28 protein-coding genes and 1 tRNA gene are annotated in these 24,903 nt (G+C 61.6%); 18 read left to right on the plus strand and 11 right to left on the minus strand.

Annotation, left to right across the window (positions count from 1 at the left end; all coding sequences use genetic code 11):
- The first annotated feature begins 436 nt into the window (after positions 1-436).
- Together X760_RS46660 and mgtE are read left to right on the plus strand one after the other, a co-directional pair.
- Positions 437-2,326 carry an ABC transporter ATP-binding protein/permease gene (locus X760_RS46660; protein ID WP_023717611.1) on the plus strand — a complete coding sequence of 630 codons (1,890 nt, stop codon included), beginning with the start codon at positions 437-439 and terminating at the stop codon, positions 2,324-2,326.
- A 272-nt stretch (positions 2,327-2,598) separates the two neighbouring features.
- The gene (gene mgtE, locus X760_RS46665; protein ID WP_023717612.1) at positions 2,599-3,963 is read left to right on the plus strand and encodes a magnesium transporter; all 1,365 of its coding nucleotides are present in this window, start codon (positions 2,599-2,601) and stop codon (positions 3,961-3,963) included.
- Between the two features lie 57 nt (positions 3,964-4,020).
- On the opposite strand, the gene gor is transcribed toward mgtE, so the two are convergent.
- The 3 genes from gor to rpiA form a co-directional block, all read right to left on the minus strand.
- Positions 4,021-5,409 carry a glutathione-disulfide reductase gene (gene gor / locus X760_RS46670; protein ID WP_023717613.1) on the minus strand — a complete coding sequence of 463 codons (1,389 nt, stop codon included), beginning with the start codon at positions 5,407-5,409 and terminating at the stop codon, positions 4,021-4,023.
- A 118-nt stretch (positions 5,410-5,527) separates the two neighbouring features.
- Positions 5,528-6,124, minus strand: a complete 597-nt coding sequence (locus X760_RS46675; RefSeq protein WP_023717614.1) for a DUF2059 domain-containing protein — start codon at positions 6,122-6,124, stop codon at positions 5,528-5,530.
- Positions 6,111-6,842 (minus strand): ribose-5-phosphate isomerase RpiA, encoded by a 732-nt coding sequence (gene rpiA, locus X760_RS46680; protein WP_023717615.1) that lies wholly within the window; start codon positions 6,840-6,842, stop codon positions 6,111-6,113. Before rpiA ends, X760_RS46675 begins: the two co-directional genes overlap by 14 nt.
- Before the next feature lie 144 nt (positions 6,843-6,986).
- On the opposite strand from rpiA, the gene X760_RS46685 reads away from it, so the two are divergent.
- Together X760_RS46685 and X760_RS46690 are read left to right on the plus strand one after the other, a co-directional pair.
- Positions 6,987-7,670, plus strand: a complete 684-nt coding sequence (locus X760_RS46685) for a phosphoglycolate phosphatase (protein ID WP_023717616.1) — start codon at positions 6,987-6,989, stop codon at positions 7,668-7,670.
- A 102-nt stretch (positions 7,671-7,772) separates the two neighbouring features.
- Positions 7,773-7,847, plus strand: a tRNA-Val gene (locus tag X760_RS46690).
- 278 nt (positions 7,848-8,125) lie between these two features.
- Here the strand turns inward: X760_RS46690 and X760_RS46695 are convergent.
- Together X760_RS46695 and X760_RS46700 are read right to left on the minus strand one after the other, a co-directional pair.
- A complete protein-coding gene (locus X760_RS46695) occupies positions 8,126-8,791 on the minus strand; it encodes a hypothetical protein (protein WP_156948025.1) in 666 nt (221 codons plus the stop codon).
- 175 nt (positions 8,792-8,966) lie between these two features.
- Positions 8,967-9,239, minus strand: coding sequence for a hypothetical protein (locus X760_RS46700; RefSeq protein ID WP_051409612.1), 273 nt, complete (start codon positions 9,237-9,239; stop codon positions 8,967-8,969).
- Between the two features lie 198 nt (positions 9,240-9,437).
- Between X760_RS46700 and X760_RS46705 the strand changes: the two genes are divergently transcribed.
- Positions 9,438-9,689 (plus strand): PepSY domain-containing protein, encoded by a 252-nt coding sequence (locus X760_RS46705; RefSeq protein ID WP_023717619.1) that lies wholly within the window; start codon positions 9,438-9,440, stop codon positions 9,687-9,689.
- A gap of 127 nt (positions 9,690-9,816) precedes the next feature.
- Positions 9,817-10,293, plus strand: a complete 477-nt coding sequence (locus tag X760_RS46710; protein WP_023717620.1) for a hypothetical protein — start codon at positions 9,817-9,819, stop codon at positions 10,291-10,293.
- Between the two features lie 11 nt (positions 10,294-10,304).
- On the opposite strand, the gene X760_RS46715 is transcribed toward X760_RS46710, so the two are convergent.
- Both X760_RS46715 and X760_RS46720 read right to left on the minus strand, forming a co-directional pair.
- Positions 10,305-12,206, minus strand: a complete 1,902-nt coding sequence (locus X760_RS46715) for a murein L,D-transpeptidase (protein ID WP_023717621.1) — start codon at positions 12,204-12,206, stop codon at positions 10,305-10,307.
- Positions 12,207-12,428: 222 nt separating this feature from the next.
- Positions 12,429-13,175: a 3-oxoacyl-ACP reductase family protein gene (locus tag X760_RS46720; protein WP_023717622.1), complete on the minus strand. Its 747-nt coding sequence runs from the start codon at positions 13,173-13,175 to the stop codon at positions 12,429-12,431.
- A gap of 98 nt (positions 13,176-13,273) precedes the next feature.
- On the opposite strand from X760_RS46720, the gene X760_RS46725 reads away from it, so the two are divergent.
- Positions 13,274-13,888 (plus strand): TetR/AcrR family transcriptional regulator, encoded by a 615-nt coding sequence (locus X760_RS46725; RefSeq protein ID WP_023717623.1) that lies wholly within the window; start codon positions 13,274-13,276, stop codon positions 13,886-13,888.
- A 35-nt stretch (positions 13,889-13,923) separates the two neighbouring features.
- Here the strand turns inward: X760_RS46725 and X760_RS46730 are convergent, their stop codons facing one another.
- Positions 13,924-14,832 carry an alpha/beta fold hydrolase gene (locus X760_RS46730; RefSeq protein WP_023717624.1) on the minus strand — a complete coding sequence of 303 codons (909 nt, stop codon included), beginning with the start codon at positions 14,830-14,832 and terminating at the stop codon, positions 13,924-13,926.
- A 47-nt stretch (positions 14,833-14,879) separates the two neighbouring features.
- Here X760_RS46730 and X760_RS46735 point away from each other — a divergent pair, with 47 nt between their 5' ends.
- Positions 14,880-15,332 (plus strand): MarR family transcriptional regulator, encoded by a 453-nt coding sequence (locus X760_RS46735; RefSeq protein ID WP_023717625.1) that lies wholly within the window; start codon positions 14,880-14,882, stop codon positions 15,330-15,332.
- 44 nt (positions 15,333-15,376) lie between these two features.
- On the opposite strand, the gene X760_RS46740 is transcribed toward X760_RS46735, so the two are convergent.
- A complete protein-coding gene (locus X760_RS46740; protein WP_023717626.1) occupies positions 15,377-15,988 on the minus strand; it encodes a pyridoxamine 5'-phosphate oxidase family protein in 612 nt (203 codons plus the stop codon).
- Between the two features lie 149 nt (positions 15,989-16,137).
- On the opposite strand from X760_RS46740, the gene X760_RS46745 reads away from it, so the two are divergent.
- Positions 16,138-16,566 (plus strand): nuclear transport factor 2 family protein, encoded by a 429-nt coding sequence (locus X760_RS46745; RefSeq protein WP_031193571.1) that lies wholly within the window; start codon positions 16,138-16,140, stop codon positions 16,564-16,566.
- 22 nt (positions 16,567-16,588) lie between these two features.
- Here X760_RS46745 and X760_RS46750 read toward each other — a convergent pair whose 3' ends face one another.
- The gene (locus tag X760_RS46750) at positions 16,589-16,942 is read right to left on the minus strand and encodes a DUF971 domain-containing protein (protein WP_023717628.1); all 354 of its coding nucleotides are present in this window, start codon (positions 16,940-16,942) and stop codon (positions 16,589-16,591) included.
- Between the two features lie 198 nt (positions 16,943-17,140).
- Here X760_RS46750 and moaA point away from each other — a divergent pair, with 198 nt between their 5' ends.
- A complete protein-coding gene (moaA, locus tag X760_RS46755; protein ID WP_031193572.1) occupies positions 17,141-18,136 on the plus strand; it encodes a GTP 3',8-cyclase MoaA in 996 nt (331 codons plus the stop codon).
- 58 nt (positions 18,137-18,194) lie between these two features.
- Positions 18,195-18,668 (plus strand): hypothetical protein, encoded by a 474-nt coding sequence (locus X760_RS46760; RefSeq protein WP_023717630.1) that lies wholly within the window; start codon positions 18,195-18,197, stop codon positions 18,666-18,668.
- 51 nt (positions 18,669-18,719) lie between these two features.
- Here the strand turns inward: X760_RS46760 and X760_RS46765 are convergent, their stop codons facing one another.
- Complete coding sequence (locus X760_RS46765; protein WP_031193573.1) at positions 18,720-19,382, minus strand: DUF1579 family protein; 663 nt, start codon at positions 19,380-19,382, stop codon at positions 18,720-18,722.
- 260 nt (positions 19,383-19,642) lie between these two features.
- Here X760_RS46765 and X760_RS46770 point away from each other — a divergent pair, with 260 nt between their 5' ends.
- The 7 genes from X760_RS46770 (at position 19,643) to X760_RS46800 (ending at position 24,892) form a co-directional block, all read left to right on the plus strand.
- The gene (locus tag X760_RS46770; protein ID WP_023717633.1) at positions 19,643-19,999 is read left to right on the plus strand and encodes a hypothetical protein; all 357 of its coding nucleotides are present in this window, start codon (positions 19,643-19,645) and stop codon (positions 19,997-19,999) included.
- A gap of 121 nt (positions 20,000-20,120) precedes the next feature.
- Positions 20,121-21,041 carry a DMT family transporter gene (locus X760_RS46775; RefSeq protein WP_023717634.1) on the plus strand — a complete coding sequence of 307 codons (921 nt, stop codon included), beginning with the start codon at positions 20,121-20,123 and terminating at the stop codon, positions 21,039-21,041.
- Positions 21,042-21,105: 64 nt separating this feature from the next.
- Complete coding sequence (gene mobA / locus X760_RS46780; protein ID WP_023717635.1) at positions 21,106-21,735, plus strand: molybdenum cofactor guanylyltransferase MobA; 630 nt, start codon at positions 21,106-21,108, stop codon at positions 21,733-21,735.
- Positions 21,732-22,241 carry a molybdopterin-guanine dinucleotide biosynthesis protein B gene (mobB, locus tag X760_RS46785; protein ID WP_023717636.1) on the plus strand — a complete coding sequence of 170 codons (510 nt, stop codon included), beginning with the start codon at positions 21,732-21,734 and terminating at the stop codon, positions 22,239-22,241. Before mobA ends, mobB begins: the two co-directional genes overlap by 4 nt.
- A 212-nt stretch (positions 22,242-22,453) precedes the next feature.
- Positions 22,454-23,236: an ABC transporter substrate-binding protein gene (locus tag X760_RS46790; protein WP_023717637.1), complete on the plus strand. Its 783-nt coding sequence runs from the start codon at positions 22,454-22,456 to the stop codon at positions 23,234-23,236.
- A gap of 118 nt (positions 23,237-23,354) precedes the next feature.
- Positions 23,355-24,068, plus strand: coding sequence for an ABC transporter permease (locus X760_RS46795; protein ID WP_023717638.1), 714 nt, complete (start codon positions 23,355-23,357; stop codon positions 24,066-24,068).
- Positions 24,065-24,892, plus strand: coding sequence for an ABC transporter permease (locus X760_RS46800; RefSeq protein WP_023717639.1), 828 nt, complete (start codon positions 24,065-24,067; stop codon positions 24,890-24,892). Before X760_RS46795 ends, X760_RS46800 begins: the two co-directional genes overlap by 4 nt.
- The last annotated feature ends 11 nt before the right edge of the window (positions 24,893-24,903 follow it).

Below are 24,903 nucleotides of genomic sequence, written 5' to 3' on the forward strand. Positions count from 1 at the left end.
TTCTGGCCACCGACGAGGTCGGACCTGACCGTAAAGGCGGGCTGAAGATCGGTTCAGCTTGTGAAAATCGACTGCTGGACGGCGCTTCTATGTTCACAAAGCTGTGTGAAGACCTTCCCTAGGGGAAGGTGTCTACCTGCTCTGGGGCGGGCAAGTAACTGTTTGAAATTGCGTTGATATTCCGCCCCTCGAAACGTGACAGCTTAGCGCCGTGAGCATTCATTCTGTTGCTCCACTGCAACGGCCGGCCAGCCAATCCACCTGCGGTTGGAGAAAAGCTAATGGAAAATGATCAATTGGTGTTACTGTCCGTAACAAAAGAAAAACCGTTTGGGCGGGATTAGTGATTCGGGTCGATAGACCAACGCGACATTCAATATCGGAAAAATGGCTCCGCGGTGCCGCAAGGCAGTCGCCCCTGACGCCCGTATCGTCGATGCGCAGCTTCTGGGGACTGATGCGGGCCTACTGGTTCTCAGACCGTTGGGTGGAAGCCTGGACGCTGACACTGGTGATCGCCCTGCTCACCGCGCTCTCCAGCAAGGCAGGCGTATGGTTTGCCGTAGCATCCGGAGAGCTGGTCAACTCGATCGCCTTTTTCCACGATGCCGCAAACACCACGCCGCTTCAGACATTGCTGACCAATGCCGGGATACTTGTCCTCCTGGTCGTGCTCAAAGATGCGGGTTTTACCGGTATCCGCAGCCTGGTATCCGCAACGTTGCATCGCAAATGGCGAGGCTGGCTCGACAGCCAGTTCAACGAAGCCCTGCTTGATTCCAATCACACGCATTTCCACGCTCAGCATGGTTCGTCAGGCGCCGCCGCTCCCGACAATATCGACCAGCGCATCCAGGAATCGATCAAGGATATGACGGGCGGAGCCATCGGCCTCGCCATGGGGGTCCTGGCCGTTGCTACTTCATTGTATTTCGTCGGCCAGCAACTGCTTGCACACTCGGCGGAGGTCAAAGGGTTGGAGTTCCTCGGCAGCTATGGCAGCGCCGTCCTCGCGTTTCTGGCAGTCGCCACCTACGTGCCGTTGAACACCTGGATCGCGGTCAAGCTGGGCAGGCTGCTGGAACGGCTCAATGTCAGAATGCAGCAGGCCGAAGGCAGCTATCGCGGCGAGCTGATCACGTTCCTACGCCGCAGTTTTCATGTCGCCGCATCGCAAGGCGAGAACGTGCAGAAGACGGTGCACAGCCAGCGCTATGTCGACATCGACCGCACCTGGGCGCGGCTGAACATCGTCAACACAGGCTACAATTCGTTCGAGCTGATCTACAATTTCATCGGCGCCCGCATTGTGGCCTACGGGCCTGGGCTAGTGCCGTTCATCCACAACGGGTTCGATCTCAAGGGTTACATAACTGGCTCTGAAATGGTCAATTCACTGATCAGCCAGTGTTCATGGTTCATCCACGTCATGCCTGCCATCGCCGCGGTGCGGGCCAACAGCCAGCGAGTCACCGAACTCGCAAATGCGATCGAAAACGTCCAGCACCCGCAGGAATTCTACGGGCTGACCGGCCGCTCCGATTTTCGTTACGACCGCCAGAACCCGGTGTTCGGCCTGACCATCCAGAAGCTCGAATTGGCGCATCAGGGCGAGGACGCCACCCCGTTCCTGAGCGCTGCAAACTTGCGCTTCCGGCGTGGCGAGTGGACGTTCCTGAAGGGCGAATCCGGATGCGGCAAAACCTCGCTGATCAAGGCGATCAACGGCCTGTGGCCTTATGGCCGCGGCACCATTGTCTTCCCTGAAGGGGTCAGGAGTTTCTACGCCGCCCAGGAGGTGAAGCTGCAGCAGGTCTCGCTGAAGCAGCTTGTCTGCCTGCCCGGTTCCGAGCATGATTACGCCGACCGGCAGGTCGCATCCGCCCTGCACAAGGCCGGCCTCGGCGACTTCATCGAGCATCTGGCCGATGAGAGCCGTGAAGGAAAGATCTGGGATCAGGTTCTTTCGGGTGGGCAGAAACAGAAGCTGGTCGTCGCCCGCATCGTGCTGCAGCAGCCCGGACTGCTGTTCCTCGATGAAGCCACCGGCGCGCTCGATCCTGAAGGACGAATTGCCTTCCATCAGGCGATCAAGGACAATTGCCCCGACGCAACGGTGATCTCGATCATGCATGAGGCGACGCCGCCGAGATCGGTCGCGGGAACCGAATTCTACCACAGCGTGGTTGCGATCGCCGACGGCGTCGCGACCAAGAAGCCGCTGGTTCCGAGCTTGCCGGTCGAGCTCACCACCATCCTCACGCAGCCGACGCGGCCGGCCGAGGACAAATGGCTGCGCTTTCCCCGCCGGCTGAAGCAGAGATAGCCGCGGCACCACTGCCGGCATCCAGCCAGCCTGCCACGCAGCCCGATCACAGTCTCGCGATCCAGTCGGTTTGCCGCCGTTTTGACCCGCTCTCGCGATTGACTCGGCAAGGCGCGCTCCTATGTTGCGCCGGCTCGCAGAGATCCCAACCCGAACCCGCGAGCAGAAAGGTCACCGCGCCATGCCTGGCGACAGTCACAGTCGAACGCAACCGCCGTCCGCTTGACGTGACCTGACCGGCTCACGTCCTGCCGGACGGCAAGGAGTGAGCCATGAACGAGTTTTCCCCTGTCGCGGGCGGCGATGCTATCGCCATCGCCCGCGTGCTTGCCAACGAACACATCGCCGATATCGTCGAGGCCTTGAATCAGGAGCCCCGCGAGACAGCATCGGATCTGCTCTGCGAAGTGCCGTTCGAGCGGCTGGTCGAGATCTTCGACCAGCCTGAACTCGACGGCGCGTCCGAACTGGTCGAGGCGCTGCCCCGCAGCAGGGCAGGCAGGCTGCTTGCGGCCATGTCGGTCGACCGCGCCGCCGACATACTGCGCGATCTGAACGAACCGGCTCGTTCCGAACTGCTCGGCGGCCTGGCGCCGCCGCTGCGCGCGACGCTGCTTGCCATTCTAGGCTATCCCGAGGGCAGCGCCGCCTCGCTCATGACGACCGAATATGTCAGCGTGCCGCCGGACTGGAGCGTGGCCCGCACGCTGGATTACATCCGCAAGGTGGAGCGGACACGCGAAACCGTCTACGCGATCTACATCGTCGATCCGAAAACGCATGTCCTGTTGCGCTCGACCAGCTTGCGCCGGCTGATTGCCGGTGAGCCGGATGAGCTGATCATGGCGGTTGCGCCGGATCGCGCGCCTATTACCGTGTCGCCGCTGACCGATAGCGAGAAGGTCGCACAGCTGATCTCGAAATACGATCTGCTCGCCGTCCCGGTCGTGGACAACGGCAAACTCCTCGGCATTGTCACCATCGACGACATCATCGACACGATGATCGAGGAAACGACCGAGGACGTGCATCGCTTCGGCGGCATGGAAGCTCTGGATGAGCCCTACATGAAGATGAGCTTTCTGGCGATGATCCAGAAGCGCGCCGGTTGGCTATGCGCGCTGTTCGTCAGTGAGATGCTGACAGCCAACGCGATGCAGAGCTACGAGGGCGAGCTGGAAAAGGCGATCGTGCTGACGCTATTCATTCCATTGATCATGAGCTCCGGCGGCAATTCCGGCTCGCAGGCGACCTCGCTGGTCATCCGGGCGCTGGCGCTGCGCGAAATCGGCCTTGGCGACTGGTGGCGGGTGGCCCTGCGCGAGCTGCCGACTGGTCTGGTGCTTGGCTCGATCCTTGGCGTAGTCGGCGTTTGCCGCATCGCGCTCTGGCAGTATCTCGGCTTCTACGACTACGGCCCCCACTGGCCGCTGATCGCAATGACGATCGGCGCCACGCTGGTTGGCATCGTCACCTTCGGCTCGCTGTCTGGATCGATGCTGCCGTTCGCCCTGAAGCGCATCGGCTTCGATCCGGCCAGCGCATCGGCTCCGTTCGTCGCCACGCTGGTCGACGTCACCGGGTTGGTGATTTATTTTTCTGTGGCGCTGGTGATCCTGCGCGGAACGCTGCTGTAAAAAAACTCACGCACTTCCATCGCGGCAATCCCGTTGCCGCGATGGGTTCTTGTCGCGTCAGACGCGCTCACCATCTCTCACCCGGTAAGTCGGCTTGTACATGGTGACGAGTTCTTCCGCCGCGGTCGGATGCACCGCCATGGTACGATCGAAATCATCCTTGGTCAGCCCGGCCTTCAGCGGTATGCCGAGAAGCTGCGCCATTTCGCCGGCATCCGGCCCGAGGATGTGGGCGCCGAGGACTCTTTTCGAGGCGCCGTCGACGACCAGCTTCATCAGCATCTTTTCATCGCGGCCGGAAAGCGTGTGCCGCATTGGCCGGAAGGTGGCGCGGTAGATTTCGAGATCCGAAAAGCGTTTTGCCGCCTCATCCTCCGACAGGCCGACCGTGCCGATCTCGGGCTGGGAAAAGACCGCGGTCGCGATCGTGTCGTGGTCGGGCGCCGTCGGCTTGTCCTTGAAGGCGGTCTCGACGAAGCACATCGCCTCGTGGATTGCCACCGGCGTCAATTGCACGCGGTGGGTGACGTCACCGATCGCCCAGATGTTGTCGATATTGGTGCGGGAGTATCCGTCGACCTGGATTGCCCCGGTCTTGGTCATCTCGATGCCGACGCCTTCCAGGCCCATGTTCTCGGTATTGGGAATGCGGCCGATGGCGAGCATGACCTGATCGACCGTCAGCACCGTGCCGCCGGTGACAAGCGCGTCGAGCCGGCCGTCAGGCCGCTTCCTGACCCACTCTGACACGGCGTGGCAGAGAATTCTTACCCCCTTCTTTTCCATCGTCTCGTGCAGCATGCGTCGGAGGTCCATGTCGAAACGGCTGAGGATCTCCTTGCCGCGGTAGACCAGCGTCGTGTCGACGCCAAGCCCGTGAAAGATATTGGCGAATTCGACGGCGATATAGCCGCCGCCCTCGATCATGATTGCCTTCGGCAGCTCCTTGAGGTCGAAGGCCTCGTTGGAGAAGATGCAGTGCTCATGGCCGGGCAATGCCGGGTGCGGTGCCGGACGCCCGCCGGTAGCGATCAGGATCTGGTCGGCGGTAACGGTGCGATCCTCACCGAGAAGATGCACCACATGCGGATCGACCAGCACGGCGCGTGAGTGAAAGACTTCGCCGCCGGCACCCTGCACATTGTTCTGGTAGATGGCCTCCAGCCGGCTGATTTCGCGGTCCTTGTTGGCGACCAGCGTCGGCCAGTCGAAATGCGCCTCAGGCACCGTCCAGCCATAGCCGGCGGCGTCGGCGAAATGTTCGGGGAACTGGGAGGCATAGACATAGAGCTTTTTCGGCACACAGCCGCGGATCACGCAGGTGCCGCCATAGCGGTATTCCTCGGCGATGCCGACCCGCTTGCCGAGTGCTGCCGCGACGCGCGCCGCCCTCACCCCGCCGGAGCCGCCGCCGATGACGAAAAGATCGTAGTCGTAACCGGCCATGGCTGAACTCCTTGCCCCTCAAACACCGAGACAGGTAGGCTGCCGACCATCAAAAGAAAAGCCCGGACTTGCCGGGCTTTCTGGTCCAGTGGCGGTCAGGCCGCTCGGAAGTCCGCGATCAATTCGGTGTGGCGTCCGCGGGAGCAGCGCCATCGGCCGGGGCGGCACCGTCGGCAGGTGCGGCACCGTCGGCAGGTGCGGCCGGCGCCTTGGCATTCGCCGCTGCACCCAGGGTCTCGCCTACCTGCTGGGCGAGATCGCGAGCCAGGCCGTTCTGCCAGATGTCGGCAGCCTTCACCAGCTCGCGCGTCACGATCGAGCCGTTGTCGAGCAGCTTCTTGCCGGTATCGGAATTGTAGAAGGCGGCGATTTCAGTGAGTTCCTTTTCCGAGAACACTTTTGCATAGGCAAGCGCTGCTTCCTTTTCCAGGTCGGCGCGGCGCGATGCCAGGGCCATCGCCTTCTCGTTGATCGTCTTGGCGATCAGTTCCTGCATGTCCGGGTTCTTCTGGATCAGCTGCTGCTCGAGCGCCGCGGCAGCTTGCGGCAGGATGTTGTCGAACGTATCCGTCGCATGGATCGCCGCGACCGCGGCGCGCGCCGCCTTCAAATGCGCATCAGTGACATCCTGCGAAAACGCCGGCGACGAAAACGCGAAAACGGCCGAGGCCGCCAGAATGGCAAAAAAGCGGCCAACCCGGTTATGCAACATCATGATCGGTAAAACTCCCTGGTTTTCGGGCGGCATGGACGGTTTGGATGCCGTCGCCACCGGCTATGATGGCCGTTGATGCCAGCCCGATGAAAAGACCATGCTCGACCACGCCCGGAATGGCGTGGAGAGCATTCGAAAGCGCTCTTGTATCCGGAATGCGGCCAAAAGATGCATCGAGGATAAAATGGCCGCCGTCCGTAACAAATGGCTGGCTCCCCGTCATCCTCAGTGTAACAGGGCCGGAAAGGCCAAGGTTTGCAGCCACTGCGCCAACTGCAATTTCGGTGGCGCGCAGGCCAAATCGGTTGACTTCGATGGGCAGCGGAAAACGGCCGATCATCTCGACCATCTTGGAGCTGTCGGCGATGACGATCATGCGGGCGGAGGCCGCCGCGACGATCTTTTCGCGCAGCAGCGCGCCGCCGCCGCCCTTGACCAGTGTCAGCGCCGGATCGATCTCGTCGGCGCCGTCGATGGTGAGGTCGAGCTCGGGCGTTTCCTCGAGGGTCGACAGCGGCACACCAAGCTCGGTGCAAAGGACGGCGGTGCGCTCCGAGGTCGGCACGCCGATGACAGTCAGGCCGGTGGCGACCTTGTCGGCGAGCAGCCGCACGAACTCATCCGCTGTCGTGCCGGTGCCGATGCCGAGCCGCATGCCGTCCGTGACATGGGCAAGCGCTGCCCGCGCAGCCTCAACCTTCAATTGCCTCGCATCCATGCCGGGTCCCGAGATTTGTTTCGGCGCTCGTAGCATTTTTGCCGGGCTGGTCAAAGGACCTTGCCCGCGATGCATAAGCCGGCTTGCCTGAACGGGCCGCAGCGGTTATCGCCTGCCGGCAATCAAATCGTCACAGGACAGGCCATGACCCGACCGATCATCGTGTTCGACCTCGACGGGACGCTGATCGACACGGCGCCGGATCTGCTCGACAGCCTCAACCACAGCCTTGCCGCCAGCCAGCTCACGGCCGTCGACGAAGCCGGCTTCAAGCGCTTCGTCGGCCATGGCGGCCGGGTGATGATAGAGCGCGCCCATGCAGCGCAGCACAGGTCGCTGGCAGTGGAGGAGCACGACCGCCTGCTAAAGCTGTTTCTGGACCATTACACCGTTAACATTCCCGGCAAATCGCGCCCCTACCCGGGCGTACCGGAGGCGATCGCGCGGTTCGCGGCGGCCGGGTACCTGCTGGCCATCTGCACCAACAAATACGAGGCCAATTCGGTGGCACTGATCGAGGCGCTCGGCATGACCAGGCATTTCGCGGCGATCTGCGGCCAGGACAGTTTTCCGTTCCGCAAGCCAGACCCGCGCCATCTCACGCAGACCATCGCGCGTGCCGGCGGCGACCCGCACCGTGCACTGATGGTCGGTGATTCGCAGACCGACATCGACACGGCAAAGGCCGCCGGCATTCCGGTGGTGGCAGTCGATTTCGGCTACACCGACCGTCATGTGCGGGAGTTTGAACCGTCGGCGGTGATCTCGCATTTCGATTCGCTGACGCTCGATATGGTACAAGGGCTGATGGCCGCGGCAGAGGGCTGAAGCCGGCCATAGTCCGGACCGCCAGATGCCGACCGACAAGTGGTTGACTTCGCGGGCCGGCCTCCCTTATATCGCGGCGCGCTTGGCCTTCGGGCAACGAGCGGGCGATTAGCTCAGCGGGAGAGCACACCCTTCACACGGGTGGGGTCGCAGGTTCAATCCCTGCATCGCCCACCATCTGCTTTCCTGAATCAATTCCAAGTCAGAGCGGCTAGTTGTCAAAATCTGACGCTTGGTGCCGAAGCAGTAGGCCCGCTCTGGGTAAACCTGCCTTTCGCTCCGGCTGCTGAAGCGGCTTTATCGCGCCCACTGCAAGCATATCGCCCATTCGGCAAACTCGCGCGTCGAGGCCTTTTTCAGCGGCGCGAAGCAATCCCCGCCGCCTGGGAGCGGCTGGAGCGCCCGTCGCGGTCATCAAGCGGGTCGCTCGCTACGCTCCCGCTACGGACTCGATGTCACCCATTGTGAGGCCGCAGCCCGATCACGGTCCGCGCTAAACCCAACCCGAACCAAAGTGTCCACAGGGACATCACCAGTGATGCCACGACCCAGACGAAGCTGCCCAGGGTGACTCCGAGCCACATGCCCAGGGGCCAACCGAGGAAGGCTCCAATTCCGGCCACGACTGCGATGTACGATGCCCAGACCGGCGTGGCTCGGTGAGTGGTCTGCGCCTCGTTGCCAGCGATCACGGCAACGGCCAACGCCAAAAACATGAAGCCGTTGGCCTTTCCTTCGGAAAATGCCCACCAGGCCTCGAAAGTTGCCGTGTCCCCGGCGGCAGCAGCGGCGGAGACCACGGTGGCCTCGGCCACCGCGGTCGTCATGGTCCAGAGGGCGCCGACAGTCAGCACACCCCAGGCAGACAACGTCCACCACGCCTCGGTGAGGCGCGATCTGGCCGCCAGCACGATCAGACCTGTCAGGACGAACAGTGATAGCGCTACCGCGGAAACCCAATGGATGATCGCCCATCGGACAGGGTCGTCGGTGATGACTCCCATCTGGCGACCCATATCGGGATCGATCGGCCCATGGCCGACCAGCGCGCCTGCCAGCAGGATAGAGGCGATCGCAAGCCAAACTCCTGCTACGCGCGTTCCTTCTTCTGTGTTTGCCATAGAGACCTCGCGCAGTAATGGTCCCATGTCCCATCTAGCGCCAGATTTCAAAGGGTTGCAAGATGGCCAATGATCGGAACGGGTCAACTGACGCCGTAACATTGCCACATCTGTACGACCGGAAAGGGTCGGAACAGATAATCCGCATTGGGCACCAAGCGTCAGATTTTTACCACTAGCAGCTGCAGGTCGCCCCCTCGCCCCCAAAATTCTTTTGGGCGAAATTCAAGGCGCTGCTGTAGCTCGTGTAGCTCTGGAACTGGCAAACGTTGGAGCCGGCCCGCACCTTCATCTGCTCGATATCCCAGAACGAAACTTCGATACGGTCGTCGGCGCAATAGACCGTATAGCGTTCAGGTTCCAGCGCCTCGGCTTTCTGCACAGGCATCGAAACGGACGGGATGGAAAGTATGGAAAGTACAAATATGATGGCATGACGCATTTGCATGTAGACCCCCGAGTGACCGTCGGCACTGTTATGGCCGCGATGTTGAGGCGACGCATCATGATTTTAAGCAGTCGCCTTGTTCTTTCGGCGGCCATAGATCAGGTACGGACGGCGCCTCGTTGTAGCGCAACGCTCCGCGATCCCGGAACAAACCTGTATGGAAACGAGTTTCTGGTGATCGAGATGTGAGGGAAAGCCATGTCCAGACTTGTTTTGGCGGCCGCCGTGCTGCTTGTCGGCGGATCGGCCTTTGCGGCTGACGAAAATCCGGTGCCGGCGCAGAATGCCAAGAAGCTGTCGGAAATCATTGCCAAAGTCGAGCAGCGCGACGACTTCCGCTACATCAAGGAAATCGATTGGGACAGCGGCGCCTACACCGTCATTTATTACACGAACGACAAGGCCAAAGTCGAAATCACCTATGATCCGGTGACAGCCGCGCCGAAATGAAGCTGTCCGCCAACGGTCCAGATTCTAAAAAATGGCGCGCCTCGAAGGTCCCGGGCCTTCGGCACACCCTTGCGCAGATATGACTTTGATGGCTGACTGGGTGCTATCATTGCGCGCGGGGGTGGGCATGGCGACGGTAAAGCACGTATTGAAACGCTTTCTGATGATGCTCGCGGGTTATTTCATAGCGGTACTGGTTGGGCTGATCGCGGTGGCGGCGATCTATGGCGGGCTGAGCTCGCTGCCAAATGCGCCGAATTATTTCGACGTCATGGGTGTCAGCCCCGTTGCGGTGCTGCTGTTGCCGCCGCTCGGCATGTTCATCTATTTTCTGACGATCGTGCTGACTGCCCTGCAGACGCTGATCTTCGCACTGATTGCCGAGTTTTTCTCGCTGCGCAGTTTTTGGCTGCATATGATCTTCGGCGCCGCGGCTGCGGTTGGCGGCTTCGCCCTGATCTGGCCCAGTGTACCAGACGATACGAACCCGGAGCGCTGGGCCGATGTCGGTATTATTGCAGCGGCAGGCGTTGTCGCCGGCCTGGTTTATTGGCTGATCGCCGGGCGCGAGGCCGGCTTCCGGCGTCCGCTCTTTCAGCGCTAGACCCGCATTCCTCAGCTTGCCGGCGAACGCACCGCTTCCGTGCTGTCGAGCGCCTGCTGCAGCCTTGTGTCGCGGCCGTATACGTCGTTGAAATATTCGACATTGCCGGACAGGTCCGGCCATGCGGTGAAATAGGCGACATAGACCGGGATCTTGCGTGTCACGTCTTCGGTCGAATGTCCGAGCTTCAGTCTGTCCTCGATGTAGTCGACCGAGGTGCCGAGCACGGCAGCCGCCATACCGCGCGGATCCTGCAAGCGCACGCAGCCATGGCTGAGCGCGCGCATGTCGCGCTGGAAAAACGACTTCTGCGGCGTGTCATGCATGTAGATGGCGTGCTTGTTGGGGAACAATATCTTCAACTCGCCCAGCGCATTGGCCTCGCTCGGCAGCTGGCGCACGCCGTAGGGTATCTTCGCGCCATAGGCGCCCCAATTGACCGAGGAGGAGGGAATGCGCTTACCGCGCGCATTGACCACCTCATAGCCCGCGCGGTCGAGATAGCCCGGATCCCGGCGCAGCCGCGGCAGCATCTCATTGACCAGGATCGACTGCGGCACGCCCCAATAGGGATGGAAGTCGACCTGCTCGATCTGGTCATAGAAGAAAGCAGTCTGGTTGGTGGGCCTGCCGACGACGGCGCGGGTCTTCAGCTTCTCCTCGCCATCGTCGATATAGCTCGCGGTGAAAGCCGGCTGGTTGATGAAGACACGCGGGCTGCCGAGGTCGGAAGGCAGCCAGCGCAACTCTTCGAGCGCGACCCGAACCTTCTGAACCTTGTCGGCCTTGGACGTTCCGGCCAACGATGCAACGGTACGTGGGCCGATGACGCCGTCGCCTTTCATGCCGGCCCGTTTCTGCACCGCCTTGATCACCGGCACCAGCTCCGGATCGTAGACCTCGCTGGTGGCGAGCCTCGCCAGGACCTCGCCATAGGCGCCGCCCATCTCGTCATCGAGATTGCGCGCGATCTTTGTCAAAAGCTTCGGCAGTTCAGGGCTGGTCTGCCCCGGCTTCAGCAGCAGATTGGGATCGATGGTGATTTCGTCTTCGGCGCTGGCCTGGAGCGCTTCCAGTTCGACGCGCAGCGCCTGATACTCGGCGTTCTGTGGATGCCGCGATTCGAGGTAGGTGCGAGCTTGCTGGGTATGGGCCAGCGTCTTCAGCACCCCTTCCATGTCGAGCGGCTTCGGCGGAAAATCGTAGTAGCCGGTCATGCGGTTGGGATCGACGCGGCCGCTTTGTGCGTCACGGGCGTAGCGCAGGACGCGTGCCGACAGCGCCATCTCGAAGCGGACCAGCTCTTTCAGGCGTTCATCGGCATCGCCCGCCGATGTGCCTGCTGCCGGAATTTCGACGGTGTAGTCGGCGGGCGTCAGGCCGTAGCTCGCGGCTTCGCCCAGCACCCGCACCGCATCCTGCGCACGGCTGCTGGGACTGGTTCCCGTCACCCAGATGAAATCCGGATTGGCTGAGTAGTAGGCGATCAGCGCCTTGGCGATGTCCTTCTCGGCATAGAGGTCATAGCCGTCGAGCCCGGCAATGGCTTCGCGGAATGCAGCCCCGGTGGCCGCCGGCTCGAACGCAGCATCCTGCGGCGTTGCCGGTTCAGGCGCTGCCGACAGTGCCGAAAAATCGACGCGCACCAGCGGATCGCTCTTGTAGGTGTAATAGGACGGGCTGCTGATTTGCGCACCACCACCGCCACCACCGGAAGCGGCCGGCGCCTTGGGCCTCGGCTTGTATTTTGACGGTGGCGGGGGAAAGTTACCTTTCGGCGGTGCGTGTTTGACGCCGCCGCCGAAAAGCATGTCGAAGAACCCTTGTGCTTCAGCCTGCGGCGCGCCGAAGGCCAGCATTGCCACGGCCACCGCAAACGGCAGCACGGTGGCTTTGTTTCCAAGGAGTTTCATGGATCACCCGCTCCGGTTGAACCCGGATCCCGTTCCGCACCGCTTTCACGGTCTCGCCCACCGCATGGCGGATGTAAGGCGTGACTATACTGATTCATACTGATTTCGTTAAGCTTCCATAAATTTCGGAACGTCTGTTGCAGAACGGTTTCACAACATCGTGACGGGTGGAGCGAATCCGCCGTCGCTCCCGACCAAATGGTTGCGCCCGTGAGCCAAGCCTCAGGCGTTGGCGCCGCCGTCGATGGTCAATGCTGCGCCTGTCACGAAGCGCCCTTCGGGGCCGGCAAGCCAGGCGACCATGCCGGCGATCTCGTCGGCCGTGCCGAAGCGAGGCGTCGCCATCTTCTGGCGCTGATGCTCGGCGTGCGGGCCGCCTGCTGGATTCATGTCGGTATCCGTCGACCCCGGATGGACGACATTGGCGGTGATGCCGCGCGGACCGAGATCGCGTGCAAAGGCCTTGGTCAGGCCAACCAAGGCAGCCTTGCTGGCCGAATAGGCGCTCAGGCCGGCATCGGTGGCACGCTCGGCCAGGTTGCTGCCGATCGAGATGATCCGGCCACCCTCGCCCATATGCGCCGCTGCTGCCTTGGCCGCGACGAACGGGGCTCTGAGGTTGACCTCCATCGTCTCATCGAAGTCGGCAAGCGACAGGGCATCGATCGGCGCAGCGCGCCAGATGCCGGCGCTGTTGACGAGGATGTCGAGCCGTCCGAAGGCTCTTACCGCCTCATTGACTGCCGCCTCGATCGCGGCAGCATCGCGATTGTCGGCCTTGATGGCGAAGGCCCGACCGCCGGCCGCCTCGATTTCCCCGACCACCGTACGCGCCCGTTCCTCGCCATTCACATAGGTGATCGCCACGCCCGCGCCGTCGGCCGCGAGCCTTCGTGCGATCGCCGCACCAATGCCGCGGCTGCCGCCGGTGACGAAGGCGGCCTTGCCGTTCAAGCTCCTGGATGACATTTGCTTCTCCATTTTGTAGTGATTGATACATAAATACCTGCCAGCCTTGCTGAACCACGTCAACTGAATTATGTATCGATCAACACAGAAAGCACACCATGCCGGAACGAGGCCGCCCCCGCACCTTCGATCGAACCGCCGCCTTGCGGCGGGCAATGGAAGTGTTTTGGGCCAAGGGTTATGAGGGCGCGTCGATAAGCGACCTGACCGCTGCAATGGGCATCAACTCACCCAGCCTCTACGCAGCCTTTGGCAGCAAGGAAGCGCTGTTCCTCGAGGCGACCGAGCTTTACACGCAGGTGGAAGGCACCGATATCTGGTCTGCGCTGGAAAAGGCGCCGACCGCACGCCAGGCGGTCGAGCGATTCCTGCGCCAGACGGCCAGGGCCTATTCGCAGACCGGCCGTCCGCAAGGCTGCCTTATCGCGCTCGGCGCATTGCACCAGGACTCGAGCCGCGGCGCCATCTGCGATGATCTGCGCCGTCGCCGTGCCGAAAACCGCGAAGCCTTGCTGAGACGCCTCGAGCGTGGCGTGGCCGAGGGGGAGTTGCCGGCCGATTTCGACTGCGGTACGGCCGCGACCTTCTATGCGACCGTACAGCACGGCATGTCGATCCAGGCGCGCGACGGCGCGTCGCGCTCGGCTCTTCTGGAGACGGTGGCCGGGGCAATGGCGGCTTGGATAGCGATGGCCAGCACCGGGGCGGCGTGACGGTCGAACCCGGCAGACAAGAACAGACATTCAGGTCACTGCAGAGACGGCTCCAGCCTGCCGGCAACGAAGCCAACGGCGCGCTCCACCACACCCTTGTCCGCGAGAATGCGGCGGTGGCCGAGCCCGTCGGCCCAGTACAGCCGCACATGGTCGCCGGCACGCGCGTAGAGCCTTGCATGATCGGCGGACACTTCGCGGTCGTCCGGCGCGTGGATCACCAGCGTCGGCAGCGGCGCGCTTGCCAGTTGGCGGTCACCGGTGAATTCGTGCAGCGGCCGGCCGGCGATGCGCTCGACCCGGTCGGCCATGGCGATCTGCGAGCGCGAGCCGACATTCAGCATGCGGCTGAAATCGGCAAAGATCGCAGGAAGCGAGCTCGGCGCAGCGATTAGCACCAGCCGCCCGGCCGTCAACGGCGGGATATGTCTGATTGAACCGGCGACGGCATTGGCGGCGACGGCACCACCAAAGGAATGGCCGGCGATGGCGGCAAATGGGCCGAACCATTCGCCGGCAACCCGTGCTGCATCGACGGCACTGACAAGGGTCAGCCGGCGGCCCTGCGACTGGCCGTGGCCCGGCAAATCGAGCGAGACCACCTTGTAGCCGGCATCGCGATAGGCTTCGATCAATGTGCGCATGTATTCGGTACGCGAACGCCAGCCATGGATGACGAGCACGGTGCCTGCAGCCGCCCTGCCCGGCTCGGGCCGGAATTCATGCACCATGACGCAGCCGGTTCTGGTCTTTAGCCGGTGATGGCGCGCTTCGGTCATGAAATCGGCGGCGCGATCGATTGCGCGGCGCTCACCATGGCTCAAGCTCTTTTCGTGCGGCGTGCGGCAGAACAGCTCGAATGCAGCGCGCCCGGTGAGTCGCGGCGCCACATGCTCGGCCACGCCGAACGTGCCGCGGATGACCTTCAGTCCAAATGATGCCATAGTGGCGATCCATCCATTGGTTCAAGCATGAACATAATAGTTCAAACATGAACATTAAGCAAGACCTGCCCTGGGACAACCCGCGTTTTCGCAACTGGGTTGCGGTGGCGCGCGCCTGCCACGTGGTGGAACGCACCTTGGCGGTGAAGCTGGCGCCGCTCGACCTGAAGCCGGCGCAGCTCGACGTGCTGATGAACCTCTACCGCCATCCCGGCATGTCGCAGCACGACCTCGCTCGCCGCCTGCTGGTCGGTCGCTCCAACATCACCATGCTTTTGCCGCAGCTGGAGACCCGCGACCTGCTGCGCCGCGAGAGCGACGAGAAGGACAAGCGCGTGCTGCGGCTGACGTTGACTGAGGCAGGCGAGGCACTGCTGATGCGGGCCCTAAAGGTCCACATGACGCTGATCGAAAAGGCGATGAGCCAGTCGACGCCGGAACAATGCGACATGATCGGCGAACAGATGCGCAAGATTGCCGAGGTGTTGAAGACCGCCTGACGGCCCAGTGCTTCACCACCAAATTCCCTCACCACCAAATTTCTTCACCACATCGATTTTTGCGCGCGCTCCGGCCATTCCCTGTCGTAGACCTCGCCGTCGATGTTCTTGCGGCTGGTGATTTCCAGGATTTGGCCGGCGGTCGGCAGCGATTTCGGGTCGACATGCCTTGCCGGATTCCACAGATCCGACCGGTGGATGGCGCGGGCGCACTGGAAATAGACCGCATCGACCTCGACGACCGTCACCGAGCGCGCCGGCTTGCCCTCGACTGCGAACGAGGCGCAGAGCGCGGGATCGGTGGTGATGTGGGCGCGTCCATTGACGCGCAGCGTCGTGCCGGAACCCGGCACCAGGAACAGAAGCGCGACGCGCGGATCGCGAAGGATGTTCCTTAGCGAATCGGCACGGTTGTTACCGCGCCGGTCCGGCATCATCAGCGTTTTCGGATCGTGGATGCGGACGAAGCCGGCGAGATCGCCGCGCGGCGAGCAGTCCAGCCCTTCAGGCCCGCAGGTTGCGAGCGCAGCAAACGGCGAAGCTTCGATGAAAGCAGCGTATTCAGGAATCAGCTGGTCGAGTTCCTTGACCACCGACGCCTCGCCGGGCAGGCCATAGAGCGCTTCGAGCTGTTCGACGCTGGTGATCATGGACATGTTTTCGTCTCCAACCTTTGCCGGCGCTACTCCAGACGCATGACATTTTCACGACACGATGCCCGTTTGTCGGTCATCAGGAAACGGGTGTCGAGGGACCGCGAACAAGCGCAAACCGCTTTCGTGCTGACAGAAACGGAGGTCAAAAAATGGAGAAACCGCTCGGCCGGCGACGCACCGCCATGGAACTTATTGAAAACATGTTCAATGTTGAAATGCGTTTCCTACAATCAGGCTCGGAGAGCCTCGATACGCTTGCCAGCGCATTTCATGTCGAGATTGTCGTGCATGAGCCTCGCTCCCTGCCCTATGCCGGTGACTGGAACGGCCTCGACGGCGTTGGCGCCCTTTTCCGCAAGATGCGGGAAATCTGGAGCGACGTGGCGGTGGAGGACCTCCGGGTCGCCCAAAACGATGACATGGTGTTCATGAGCTGCACGCTTTCGCGGACATCGCGGGCCAATGGTGCAACCATCAAGCAGCCGTTTGCCGAAGTCTTGCGCTTCAAGGATGACCGGCTGATCGAAGGCACGCCGTTTTATCACGACACCAGCGAGATACTGGCGATGCTGCGTTGACCGAAGCGTCCCGCGAAATCAGTCAGCGGTCGCGGCTCAGCCCCTTCTCTTCCAGCTCGGCGAGATAGGCGGCCCAGCGTGCATCCTTCTCATGACCCAGCGTATGCAGGTAATTCCAGGTGAAGATGCCGGTGTCGTGGAAATCGTCGAAGGTGATGCGCACGGCATAATTGCCGACCGGCTCGATCTTAAGGATCGCTACATTGCGCTTGCCGGGAACGGTGACGCGCTGTTCGGGCGAATGGCCCTGCACCTCGGCCGACGGCGAGGCGACGCGCAGCAGCTCGGCTGGCAATTCGAACGGCTGATGGCCCGGAAAGGTGACGGAAAGCAGCTTGCGGTCCTTCGAGACCCTGAGTTCCTTTGGCGCTGTCATGCTGGTGGATCCTGCGGAAGACAGCCTTCCCTACGCCGCTTCGCGTTGAGGGAAAAGGCCGTTTCAGAACTTCCGACATGATCTGTCGGCGTCGGGATGTTACCGCAGATCGCGAGCTTCTATCTTGAATGGCAAGTTGGCTCGCATCACATAGCCATATATAACGAAGCCGTTCACGGCCACGGGAAGCGCATAAGCATGGATATGATCGATCCTTTCGGTCGCACGATCACCTACCTGCGCGTGTCGGTCACCGACCGCTGCGATTTCCGCTGCACCTATTGCATGGCCGAGGACATGACGTTCCTGCCCAAGAAGGACCTGCTGTCGCTGGAAGAGCTCGACCGGCTTTGCACGGTCTTCATCGAAAAGGGCGTGCGCAAGCTCCGCCTCACCGGCGGTGAGCCGCTGGTGCGCAAGAACATCATGCATCTGGTGCGCCAGCTTTCGCGGCATCTCGAGAGCGGTGCGCTGGAAGAGCTGACGCTGACCACCAACGGATCGCAGCTTTCACGCTTTGCCACCGAGCTCGCCGACTGCGGCGTCAAACGCATCAACGTCTCGCTCGACACCCTCGATGCCGACAAATTCCGCCAGATCACCCGCTGGGGCAATCTGGATAAGGTCATGGACGGCATCGACGCGGCGCAGGCGGCGGGGCTGAAGGTAAAACTCAATGCGGTGACCTTGAAGGACTTCAATGATGCCGAATTGCCGGAAATGCTGCGCTGGGCGCATGGCCGCGGCATGGATCTGACGGTCATCGAAACAATGCCGATGGGCGAGATCGACGCCGACCGCACCGACCAGTATTTGCCGCTGTCGCTGCTGCGCGCAGCACTCGAGCGCCAGTTCACGCTGAGCGATATTCCCTATAAGACCGGTGGCCCGGCCCGCTATGTCCACGTCGCCGAGACCGGCGGGCGGCTCGGCTTCATCACGCCGATGACGCATAATTTCTGCGAAAGCTGCAACCGGGTCCGGCTGACCTGCACCGGCACGCTTTACATGTGCCTCGGCCAGGAAGATGCAGCCGACCTGCGCGCACCACTGCGTGCGTCCGAAGGCAACGAGCTGGTCGCCGACGCCATCGACGAAGCAATCGGCCGCAAGCCGAAAGGCCACGACTTCATCATTGATCGCCGCACCAACCGCCCATCGGTGTCGCGGCATATGAGCGTCACCGGCGGCTGATTTTTCACCGATTTCGTGCAAGAATAATCGCCTTGGCATCGGCTTCGAGGCAAGGCTCATGCAGCGGCTTTTTGCAATCCCGACGTTTTTCGGAGTGATGGCGGGGACCATGGCAGTTGCCGCGCCACTCACCTATACGAACGAGCGCTTCGGTACCGTCTGCACCTTTCCGGATGAGATCTTCACTCTTCGCCAGCCTGAGCCGGACAATGGCGATGGACAACAATGGCTCACCGCTGATGGCGCCAGCCTGATCTGTTCAGGCATCCTCAATATCGATGATGAAACTCCGACAGCCTTCGTCTCCGCCCAGAGGGGCAGCAAGGAACCTGGCTACAAGATTACCTACAGCAAGACCGGCAAGGACTGGGCGGTGCTGTCGGGCATCAAAGGCGAGAACATCTTCTATGAACGCCGCCTGTTCGGAAAAGACGGTGTCATCCGTACGGTCTGGATCGACTATCCGCCAGCCTTGAAATCGAAATACGACCCGCTTATCGGAGCGATCGCCGGCAGCCTCAGGGGACCGTGAGCATCCGGCGACCTCGGAACATATTCGCAACCCGTTGTTTTTGCTAACGAGTCACGGTTGACGCGTGTAGTCGTATCGTACGGCAAGCCATTTCTTGCCGCTGCCATTGGCCTGGAGGAAATGCTGCTCGGCCACTTCGTGATTGTCGCCGTCCCTGGAAATGACGAAATCGGAGGCAGTGAATCGCCCTTCGACCTCAGGCCCGAAGCCGACGAAACCAAGCGGCTCGAAAAGCAGCGAAATCTTGCCGTCCTCCTCGCCACCAAAACTCCAGGCGGGCATGATCCCTGCCGGGAAACGGGTATCCATCGAGACATACTTCCAGCGGCCCTCCACCCGGTCATAGCTCAAATAGGCTATCCGCTGGAAGTCTGGGATTTTCGACCCGGGCGCCGGTCGCATCACCTCCTGCATGAAGGGGCCGATCATCGTACGCTCGGCCACCAGCCCGGTCATCACAATCGGCTGGGCGCCGGGCGTTGGCCAGATCGTGTTGACGACGGACCATTTCCCGACGCGGCGAGCGAGTTCATCCGCTTCGTGACCCGGCGTGGACATCCGTTCGACTGCCGACGCCGAAGCGCCGTTCTCGGCGAAGGCAGGCGCCATCGCCATGAGGATAACCGCCAGTGCAGAAGAGAACCGGGAAGCCGACGAAACGTGCCGCCTGCTGCCTGTGCCAAGCATGTCCGCATTGCCTCGTGCATTCATCATGGACCACCTCCCCAGACAAGATCAGAAGCCTACAATGACCAATTTGGTGAATCTTGCCGAGCAAATTTGATCTCGTCGAAAAATTTTCCTCGAGCCGCAGTGTGATCGATTTGCCCTCCGAACCCATCCTTTGGAACGGCACATTTCGGGATCACACCCAGAAAAGGTCTTGTCCGCAAACGGTTACCGGATTTACCGCAAGCCCGTTCGGGCCTAGCCTCTGCTCTGGAGCGGTTCTTCGCCCAGTGGGGGAATACGATATGCACAAACTCATTCTTTCTGTTGCATTGCTCAGCTTCGCGGCCCTGCCCGCGGCGGCCCAGTCGATCGGCGGCACCTATGCCGTGGCCGGCACCAACTTCGATGGATCGTCCTATGGTGGCGACGCGACGATTACGCTGACCAGCGAGACTACCTGCACGATCCATTGGGAGACAGGCGGCTCGTCCTCGGACGGCATCTGCATGCGCAACGACGATGCCTTCTCCGCCGGCTATGTCATGGGCAAGGCGGTTGGCCTTGTCGTCTACAAGGTGCAGGAAGACGGCTCGCTGCATGGCCTGTGGACGATTGCCGGCAAGGAAGGCAACGGCACCGAGGTGCTGACGCGCAAATAAGCCTGCCGCTCTTGCGAGGTAGATGTCACGGGCCACAGAAAGGCTGTGGCCCAGCCCTTTGACGTTGCTGTTTTGCGGGTGCCTGCTAGACGCTTGCTGCAGGACTCACCCGGTAATCGCCTTGCCTCTTTCGCCAAATCTGCGCGGCGCGTTGTTCATGATGGTGGCCATGATTGGTTTCACCCTCAACGATGCAATCACCAAATTCTCGTCGGAATCGATGAACATGGCGCAGGTCATGCTGATCCGCGGCGCCTTCGCTTCGCTTTTCGTTGCCCTGCTTGCGTGGCAACGCGGCGCGCTTGCCCGGCCTGGCTCGATGCTGCAGCCGACAGTTGCGCTGCGCGTCGCCAGCGAGGCCGGCGCCACGGTGTCGTTCCTGGTTGCTCTGGCACATCTTCCGATCGCCAATGTGTCCGCCGTGCTGCAGGCGCTGCCGCTGGCTGTGACGATGGGCGCCGCGCTTGTGTTCAACGAGGGCGTCGGCTGGCGGCGCTGGCTGGCCATTGCCGTCGGTTTTGCCGGCGTGCTGATCATTGTGCGGCCGGGCTTCGAAGGGTTCAGCATGTTTTCTCTGCTGGCACTGGCTAGCGTGGCATGCTGCGCGGTGCGCGACCTCGCCACCAAGCGGATTCCGCAGGCAATTCCGACATTGCTGGTGTCGACCGCCACCGCTCTTGCCATGACCGTTCTGGGCGCAGCATTGCTTTCGCCGATGGGCGGTTGGACGCCGATGACGGGAAAAAGCACGGCATTCCTGGCGCTGGCGGCGGTGCTCGTGCTCATTGGCTACCAGTTCATCATCATGGCGATGCGGGTGGGCGATATCTCCTTCATCGCGCCGTTCCGCTACACCGCCCTGCTCTGGTCGATCCTGCTTGGCTTCACGATCTTCGGCGATGTCCCCGATCTGCCGATGATCGTCGGTGCCACGATCATCATCGCCTCAGGCCTCTATGCGCTCTACCGCGAACGGATCGTCGGCCGGCGAAAGACAGCTGCCGAAAGCGCTGGACCGGACATGGCGCCGGACGGCATATAGGCGCGACCGTTGACGACCGTCTGATTTGAAAACTTGATTTGGTCATAGGGTCTAGCAGCAAACGATGGGCCGAGATATCGCAGGGATCATTCTGGCCGGCGGCCGGTCGAGCCGGATGGGCGGCGGCGACAAGACGCTGCTTGCGCTTGGCGATTGGACCCTGCTCGACCGTGTCGTTTCGCGCCTTGGCCCGCAGGTCGGCCCGCTGGCGCTCAACGCCAATGGCGATCCGGCACGGTTTGCCGCGACGGGGCTTCCCGTGCTTGCCGACACCGTCAAGGGTTATGCCGGGCCGCTTGCCGGGATCCTGACCGGCCTCGAATGGGCTTCCGACACCACTTGCCAGGCGCTGGTCACGGCTGCAGGCGATACGCCTTTCCTGCCCAAGGATATGGTCGAGCGGCTGCTCGCGGCAGCCTATGCACGCCCGGGCTCGATCGCCGTTGCCTGTTCCGGCGGCAAACGGCATCCGACGTTTGCGCTCTGGCCGCTGGGGCTCGACCAGGCCTTGCGCCAATTTCTCGTCGAGGAAGACAACCGGCGCGTTTCGGCGTTCATCGACCGGCACGGTTTTGTCGAAGTGGATTTTCCCATCCTGAAATCCAGAGGGGCCGAGATCGATCCCTTCTTCAACATCAACACTCCCGACGACCTTGCCCGGGCCGCGCATCTGTTGCAGAGCATCGAGCCATGAACAGACGTATCTTCGGCATCACTGGCTGGAAGAACTCCGGCAAGACGACATTGACCGAAAAGCTGGTAGCCGAACTCGTCCGGCGCAGCTGGAAAGTGTCGACTGTAAAACACGCCCATCATGATTTCGACATCGACAAACCTGGAGCGGATAGCTTTCGCCATCGCCAGGCGGGAGCGATGGAGGTGGCGATCGTGTCGGGCAGGCGCTGGGCGCTGATGCACGAATTGCGTGGCGAGGACGAGCCGACGCTGGAGGCGATCCTGTCACGGCTGGCACCCTCCGACATCGTGCTGGTCGAGGGCTACAAGCGCGAGGCGCACAAGAAAATCGAGACGCGACGGCTCGAGGCCAAGGACCGGACACCGCTCTCGGCAGGCGATCCACACATTATCGCCGTCGCCTCCGACTTTCCCATTGTCGGCGAAGACTTGCCGGTCTTCGATCTCGACGACACGAATTCGATAGCCGACTTCATCGAACGCGCCACCGGCCTGACGCGCTGAGATTGCGGCCGCGGGGAGCTTCCCGCCACTTTCTCTCCATTTAGGCGTTTGACCCAGCGTCACCGTTTTCTGAACATGACCTTCCCTCAAGCGGCGGTTTTGCAGTTGCTTTTTCTTGGGAAAGAATGGGAGTATCGCGCCAGCGGGCGGTCAAAAGCACCGCCCACAGAGCCGTTCGGGAACGACGGCCGGGACCAACAGAGAGGACCATTATGCGTATTGCACTGCGTATCGCGCTCGCCGCATCGGCTGCGCTGCTGACGCTTGGCGTTGCCCAGGCCCAGGAAAAAACCTTGAGGATCGGCACCGAAGGAGCGTATCCGCCATTCAACAACCTCACCGCCGACGGCCAGCTCGTGGGCTTCGATATCGATATCGCCAAGGCACTGTGCGACGAGATGAAGGTGAAGTGCACTTTTGTCGCGCAGGACTGGGACGGCATCATTCCAGCCCTTCAGGCAGGCAAGTTCGACGCCATTGTCGCGTCTATGTCGATCACCCCGGAACGCGCCGAGAAGGTCGACTTCACCCACAAATATTACAATACGCCGCCGGCAATCGCCGCGCCTAAGGACACTGATATCAAGGGTGTCACCAAGGAAGATTTGGCCGGCAAGACGATCGGCGTGCAGGCATCCACCACGCATTTCAACTATTCGACCAAGACTTACACCGACAGCACCGTCAAGCCGTATCCGACCGCGCAGGAATACCAGCTCGATCTGGCCAATGGCCGGCTCGATGCCGCCAATGACGACATCGTCGTGCTGCAGCAATGGCTGGATTCGCCGGACGGCGCCTGCTGCAAGCTGGTCGGCACAATCAAGCCCGTCATCGAAATCCACGGTCCGGGCGCCGGCATTGCCGTGCGCAAAGGCGAGACCGACCTGGTCAACCAGTTCAATGCGGCGATCGACGCGATCCGCGCAAACGGAAAGTACAAGGAAATCAACGACAAATACTTCAAATATGACGTTTACGGCGGCGAGTCCTGATCGACCGACATAGGACAACGTGAACGGCGGGAGATTCCCGCCGTTCTTATAAGGATGCCGCGCACGAGGGGTGATGCGGTACGGGTCTCAACGAGCCTTAAGGAGAACAGGCAGGCGGATGCAGAGCGCACTGACGCTTCTCAGTTGGGGACCCGAAGGCTGGCTCGACGACATCGCCGCGGGTGTGTTTGTCACAGTATGTCTTGCGCTGGCCACGCTGCCCTTCGGGCTGACGCTCGGCTTTTTCGTGGCGCTGGCCAAACAGTCGGAAGAGCCGTCGCTGAGACTGGCCGGGAACATCTACACCACGATCTTTCGCGGAATACCCGAGCTGCTCACGCTGTTTCTGATCTTCTTCGGCATCCCATTAATCCTGCAATACATTGTCCGGCTGGTGAGCCCCGGGACATCGGCCGACGTCAACAGCTTCGTCGCCGGGATGATCGCGCTGTGCTTCATCTTCTCCTCTTATTCCAGCGAGGTGTTTTTATCCGCCTTCCGCGCGATTCCAAAAGGGCAATATGAGGGAGGCTATTCGATTGGCCTGTCCAGCGGCCAGACGATGCGGCTGATCGTACTGCCGCAGTTAATCCGCATCGCATTGCCCGGACTTGCCAATCTTTGGCTGATCCTGCTCAAGGACACCGCGCTCGTCTCGGCCGTCGGCCTCAACGAGATCCTCCGGCAGAGCGGGGTTGCCGCTCGCGTCACCAAGCACGCCTTCCTGTTTTACGGTTTTGCCGGCCTGATCTATCTCCTGCTAGCGATCGTCTCCTCCTTCGGCATCAATGCGATCGAACGAGCGGTTGGCGGCAGCGAGGTCAAGAGATGAGCCTGGCCACCGACACGCTGAAGGTTGACCGGCCGCCGCCGCCCGCACGCGGCTGGTCGCGCCAACGCATCCTCGGCCATGTCCTGGTCGGCCTGTGGATCGCTCTCGGCATTGGCGTGGTCGTCTACCTAGTCACTGCGTGGAACCCGGAGTTCTTCCAGAAATATGCACCCGGCTACATATCCGGCCTTGGCATCACCCTGCTGCTGGTTGCCATCTCGATTGTGCTTGGTGCGATCCTGTCGGTGCCGATCGCCTATGCACGTATGTCGAACAATCCGATCCTTTCGGGGTTCGCCTATGCCTATGTCTATTTCTTTCGCGGCACGCCGCTGTTGGCGCAGACCTTCCTGGTCTACTACGGGGTCGGCTCCTTCCGACCGGAGCTCGAGATGGTCGGCCTGTGGGGCTTCTTCCGCGAAGCGTTCAACTGCGCGATCTTCGCCTTTTCGCTGAATACGGCCGCCTACCAGGCCGAGATTTTGCGTGGGGCGATCGAGAGCGTGCCAAGGGGCCAATGGGAAGGTGCCGCCTCGCTCGGCCTGCACAAACTGCAGACGATGTGGAAAATCATCCTGCCGCAGGCGCTGATTGTGGCGCTGCGCCCTTATGGCAACGAGATCATCCTGATGATCAAGGGCTCGGCAATCGTCGCCATCATCACGGTCTACGATTTGATGGGCATCACCCGGCTCACTTATGCGCGCACCTTCGACTTTCAGTCGTATATCTGGGCGGCGATCATCTATCTGGTCATCGTCGAAACATTGCGCCACGGCGTCGAGTGGATCGAACGGCGTATCACCATCCATCTGCACCGCTGACTCCCATCCCC

The organism is Mesorhizobium sp. LSHC420B00 (genome assembly GCF_000503055.1).
GTDB lineage: Bacteria > Pseudomonadota > Alphaproteobacteria > Rhizobiales > Rhizobiaceae > Mesorhizobium.